Raw genomic sequence first — 994 nt, 5'->3', positions numbered from 1 at the left:
GCCTTTATTTTGCTTGTTTATGCCTTTATCCAGTTTGGGAAATTTACCGCAGGTTTTTCCGGGTAAAAACAATAAGCGCAGATAGTAGAGATCATATGGGTTAAAGCATTGTCAGGATTTCGATGCCTGGAATGCTCCAGATCAAAGACGGAGGTGAAAATATCGTTTACACTTTCTATTAAAGGACGTTTAAGCAGCATATAACGCTCATTTAAGAGCATCAGCTTTGCTTTGGTTTTACTTTTTGACTTGGTGATAATTTTCAATCCGGACTCGAAGAAATCCTTCCATAAAGTAGTATTGTAGCCTTTATCTCCGAAACAAAGACCTTTTACTTTTCCTAAAATGCGCTTCAAAAGGCTGTGGTTATTATCTGCTACATTTCCGGGGGTGAGATCAAAATCCATGATTTCTCCCTTTTCATTTATAATCAAATGGAGCTTGAAGCCGTAAAACCAGCCGGTAGATGATTTTCCCCGTGCAGCCCTGCCTTTAAACACCTTATGCTGATGGATACGGCGGTTATGGCAGACTACTATTTTTTTGGAATCAATGAAACTGATTCCCGTATGAAGGCTCTCGGAACACAGGACTTTGGCAAAAAGAAACAGGGGAAGAGAAACCGATGATAAGACTTCCGTAAAGCGGTTATAGCTTAAAAGCTTCGGGAAATAAGAGTTTAATTCATTGGCCACAAACTGGCAATAAAAGTATTCAAAACATTTGTATCCCGAGTAATGGTAATAAATCAGAAGAGTCATTATTTCGCTCTCGCTCATCTTGCAGGATGGCTTTTGGTATCCGTCACGGACCATTTTATTTTCGAGGATTTTTGAAAACAGTTCTTTTTCAATGTTTTTACACAGATCATCAGCTTTTACGAAGATTTCTATCAGAAGGTTTTCATCAAAAAGCATATCTTTGTTTTTCATGAGGTGTATTGATGTATTTGTTCACTTCTAAAATATTAATTTTAGACATTAATCACCTCATG

General features: G+C 37.5%; 1 protein-coding gene. It reads right to left on the bottom strand.

Translation table 11 applies throughout. The features are described from left to right. Nucleotides 1–17 precede the first annotated feature (17 nt). Nucleotides 18–932 (bottom strand): IS982 family transposase, encoded by a 915-nt coding sequence (locus ACED20_RS21165; RefSeq protein WP_294309707.1) that lies wholly within the window; start codon nucleotides 930–932, stop codon nucleotides 18–20. Between the last annotated feature and the right edge of the window lie 62 nt (nucleotides 933–994).

It is taken from the genome of Chryseobacterium sp. sg2396 (assembly GCF_042610505.1).
Taxonomy (GTDB): Bacteria; Bacteroidota; Bacteroidia; order Flavobacteriales; family Weeksellaceae; genus Chryseobacterium.
The sequence above is the reverse complement of the archived record's forward strand: the minus strand, read 5'-3'. Positions and strand labels throughout refer to the sequence as shown.

Bases quoted from the DNA above. Each gene is read 5' to 3' on its own strand.
- ACED20_RS21165 (WP_294309707.1), bottom strand. From the start codon at position 932: ATGAAAAACAAAGATATGCTTTTTGATGAAAACCTTCTGATAGAAATC.